Origin of the sequence: Pusillimonas sp. (assembly GCF_035515275.1) — a bacterium.
Classification (GTDB): domain Bacteria; phylum Pseudomonadota; class Gammaproteobacteria; order Burkholderiales; family Burkholderiaceae_B; genus Pusillimonas.
On sequence record NZ_DATJBQ010000005.1, the window covers coordinates 1 to 4,259 of the forward strand.

Below are 4,259 nucleotides of genomic sequence, written 5' to 3' on the forward strand. Positions count from 1 at the left end.
TAAGCCACCTGCCGGATGTTGTTGCCGTAATCCACAGTGGGAACACCCATGGAGTGGAAGTCGAGCATGGCCTGTACATGAACGGCGCATGATTCACGGGCTTGCTCAACAAGCTCGGCGTGCCTCTCTGGATTCTGGCGAGCGTCTTCCCATTCGGCAACTGTCCAGCCACGGGGCAGGTATCCGTTGACCAGGTCGTGTGCCGACGTCTGGTCTGTAACCAGATCGGGCCTGATGCCGTTTTGTTGCGCGCGGCGGACCAGTTCGGGCAGTACGTCGGCCGCATTGCCCAATAGCGCGATGGACACCGCTTCTTTGCGTTGGCAGTGGTAACGCACCAGCTCCAGCGCCTCGTCCAGGTCTTTGGCCTGCTTGTCGACATAGCGGGTGCGAAGCCTGAAATCGATGCGGCTTTGCTGACATTCAACGGTAAGCGACACGGCGCCGGCCAGTGTGGCGGCCAGGGGTTGTGCCCCGCCCATGCCGCCCAGGCCGGCCGTGAGGATCCAACGCCCCGCCCAGTCGCCGTTGAAGTGTTGACGAGCCGCTTCCACAAAGGTTTCGTATGTGCCTTGAACGATGCCCTGGCTGCCAATGTAGATCCAGCTTCCGGCTGTCATTTGGCCATACATGAAGAGGCCTTTGCGGTCGAGCTCGTTAAAGTGGGCCCAGTTTGACCATTGCGGCACCAGATTGGAGTTTGCAATCAGCACGCGCGGGGCGTCGGGGTGGGTCTTGAATACTCCTACGGGTTTACCGGATTGGATCAGCAACGATTCGTCTTCGTTCAGTTGCTTGAGCTCTGCCAGAATCTGGTCAAAGCATTCCCAGTTGCGGGCGGCGCGACCGATGCCGCCGTATACCACCAAGTGTTGGGGGTTCTCGGCCACTTCGGCGTCAAGGTTGTTCTGGATCATGCGAAAGGCGGCTTCGGCGATCCAATTTTTGCAGTTAAGCGTGTTGCCCCGAGGCGCGCGTATGCTGCGTGAAGCATCAAAGCGGGGATCATCGGAAAGGCGTTTGCTGGTAGAGGTGGTCATGATGGTTTCCTTACTAAGGCCCGTTGCGGCAATTTGGAGCCGCCACGGGGCCGGGGCGTTCTGAAATGCCGGGTCAGTGCAGGCCCAGGTAGGCCGAAGCCAGGTTAGGGTCGCGGGCGGCGTCTTCGGCGCTGCCGCTCCATACGGTTCGGCCCGACTCCAATACACATATCTGGTCGGCCACGCTAAGCGCGCGATCCGTGTTCTGTTCGACAAGCAAAATGGTCAGGCCGTCGGCGCGCAGCTTTTGCAGGGCCTGGTAGCACAGGTCTATGACCTTGGGCATCAGGCCCAAGGAAAGCTCGTCGATCATGAGCAATTTTGGACGCGCCATAAGGGCGCGGCCCATCGCCAGCATTTGCTGTTCGCCGCCCGACAAGTTGCCGGCCAGCGAAGTAAGCCGCTCTTTCAGGCGCGGAAATAGCGCCAGCACCTGGTCGCGATCGCCCGGGTAGTCGGTTTTGGGGCGAATCAGGCCGCCTACACGCAGGTTGTCTTCGACGCTAAGGTCTTTGAACAGCCGACGACCTTCGGGCGAAATGGCCAGGCCCAGGCGGACCCGGTCGGGCGGGGGCAGGCTGCTGATGTCGCGACCTTCGAAAAAGATGCTGCCGCTATGAAGCTGCACATGTCCGGCAATGCACATAAGGGTCGACGACTTGCCTGCCCCGTTGGCACCCAGCAGGGCGGTTATGGTGCCGGGCTGCAACGATAGCGACAGGTTTTCAACGGCTTCAAAGGTGCCGTAGCCGCAGGTGACGTTGTTCAACTCAAGCACGGTGGGTCTCCGGTTCGGCAGGGGCCTCGGTGCCCAGGTAGGCGGCACGCACCTGAGCCTGTTGCATGACGTCGCGGGGGGCGCCGCTGGCGATGTGACGACCGTTGTCCAGTACGACCAGCCGCTGACAGATACGCATGACCTCGCTCAGGTTGTGCTCGATAAGAATAATGGTGACGCCTTGGCGATTGATCTGGGCGATGGTGTCGGCCAGTGTTGAGGCTTCTTTGGAGTTGAGGCCGGCAAGGGGTTCGTCAAGCAACAACAGTTTGGGCTTTTGCGCCAGGGCGCGTGCCACCTCAAGCCGCTTAAGCACCCCCAAAGGCTGGATGCCGGGCATTTGATCGGCATGCTCCAAAATGCCGACGCGCGCGAGCATCTCGCGGCCGACGTCGCGTTCCGGATCGATGTTGGTGTGCAGCAGCGCAGTCAGTGGTGAGCGCGTATGGCGTGCGCCCGCCGCAAGTGCGACGTTGTCGAGCACACTGATTTCTCGAAACGGGCGAACCAGTTGCTGGGATAAGGCCAACCCCTTGCGGATGCGTTGGTGAATAGGCAGGTTCGTGAGGTTCTGGTTGCCCAGGCGTATGGTTCCGGTGTTGGCGGAGACCACACCGGTAATGGCACGCATCAGGGTGGTTTTGCCCGCGCCGTTAGGGCCGATCAAGCCCAGTAGTTCGCCCTGGTGTACGTCGAACGACACGTCGTCGACCGCCTTGAGGCCGCCAAACTGCACCGTGACGCCGTTAACGCTTAACAAGCTCGCCGAGGGGTTCATGAGCGTGCTCCGGCTTGTCGGCCCGCGGCTCGGCGGCGCAGCAAGCTGCGCACCATGCCGGCCACACCCCCCGGCGAAAACCGCATCATCAAGAACAGGACCCCGCCGTAGACCAGCAGTTTGTAATCGCCAATAACCTGAAACCAGGCCGGTAGGGCCGACAGTACCGCCGCGCCAAAAATGACGCCGGGCACTGAACCGATGCCGCCGAACACCACCATGGACAATACCGTGATCGACTCGATGAAGCCGAAGCTTTCTGGGCCTATGTATTTGAAGTGCTGCCCGTACAATGCGCCTGCAAGGCCTGCCAGGGCCGTGCCCATGGCAAAGGCGGCCAGCTTGTAGCGGGGCACGTCGATGCCCAGTACCCGCATGGTGTCTTCGTCTTCGGCGACACCGTTGAAGACTCGACCCATCCATGACTTTTGGATGTAGATGCAGAACATGGCGACCAACGCTGCCAAGCCTAGCGCCAGCCACATGAAGCCAACGCGCGACAGGCCCGACTCGGGGATGCCCGAGATGCCCATTTCGCCGCCCAGCCATTCTTGCTGACGCACGATGCCCACGAATAGAAACACCACCCCCATGGTGGTAATGGCCAGGAAGTCGTCGCGCACGCGCAAGCTGGCCAGGCCCACGACCACGCCCACAACACCGGCAAACACCATGGAGACCGGCAGCGTGGCAAAAAACGGCACCCCAGCCTTGCATAGCATGGCCGAGGTGTAGGCGCCAATGCCCAGGAAGGCGGCGTGGCCCAGACTGATCTGGCCGCAAAAGCCGGTGATGAGGTTAAGGGACAGCGCAAAAATAACGCTGATGCCCATTGCGGTAAGTAAGGAAATTTCGTATGCCATGTGCTGCCCCCTAGCGTCGCGCGAAGAGTCCTTGCGGACGGAACATGAGTACGAGAATGAGCAAGGCAAACGCTATGGCGTTGCGGTCGAGCCATTGATCTAGATAAATGGTGCCGAAAGATTCAGCCACGCCCAGTACCAGCGAAGCAAGCAGGGTGCCGCGCACCGACCCCATGCCGCCCAGCACAATTATGGCCAACGCTTTATACGAGGGTACGCTGCCCATGGTGGGCTCGACCAGATTATTCAGCAGGGCCACCCACACGCCGGCGAAACCTGCCAGTGCGGAACCCACGAAAAAATTAAGGTCGCGCACGGTGCGCAAGCGTATTCCGAATGACTGGGCCATTTGAGGGTCGGACACGGTTGCCTGACAGGCAATGCCCACGCGCGTGTGGGTCTGCAGGTAGCCGAGTGCCGCGATAATGGCCAGCGAACTTGCCATCACGACCAGCTCGGCCATACTGAAATTGAGCACGCCAAAGACCGACACATATTGCTGCAGCGGTGGCGAGCTGTAGGTAAGGCCGGCTGCACCGAACAAGATGCGAAACGCTTCTTCGAACGCTATATACAGCCCGATGGATGCAATAAGCGCCACAAACGGGGGCTGGTTCAAGATGGGCTCGTAGGCCAGACGATAGATAATGACCCCAACGATACCGGCGCCTATCATCGCCATGATGCAGGCGAGGGTGAGGCTGCCGGTGGCGTTGGTGGTGATTACGCCAATGTAGCCGCCCAAGGTAAACAGGGCGGCATGCGCAATATGCAAAATGCGCAGCAGGCCATACACCAGG

5 protein-coding genes are annotated in these 4,259 nt (G+C 60.4%); all 5 read right to left on the reverse strand.

The annotated features are described in order from the left end of the window. Positions 1-1,040, reverse strand: a 1,040-nt coding sequence (gene hutU, locus VL003_RS00270; protein WP_325438409.1) for a urocanate hydratase, incomplete at its 3' end; no start/stop codon positions are given. A gap of 73 nt (positions 1,041-1,113) precedes the next feature. Next, positions 1,114-1,818, reverse strand: coding sequence for an ABC transporter ATP-binding protein (locus VL003_RS00275; RefSeq protein ID WP_325438411.1), 705 nt, complete (start codon positions 1,816-1,818; stop codon positions 1,114-1,116). Beyond that, positions 1,811-2,596, reverse strand: coding sequence for an ABC transporter ATP-binding protein (locus tag VL003_RS00280; protein ID WP_325438413.1), 786 nt, complete (start codon positions 2,594-2,596; stop codon positions 1,811-1,813). The genes VL003_RS00275 and VL003_RS00280 overlap by 8 nt, the downstream gene beginning before the upstream one ends. Further along, entirely contained in the window at positions 2,593-3,459 is an 867-nt protein-coding gene (locus tag VL003_RS00285) for a branched-chain amino acid ABC transporter permease (RefSeq protein ID WP_325438415.1), read from the reverse strand. Before VL003_RS00285 ends, VL003_RS00280 begins: the two co-directional genes overlap by 4 nt. Positions 3,460-3,469: 10 nt before the next feature. Next, positions 3,470-4,259: branched-chain amino acid ABC transporter permease (locus VL003_RS00290; RefSeq protein WP_325438418.1), on the reverse strand; the 790-nt coding region annotated here is incomplete at its 5' end.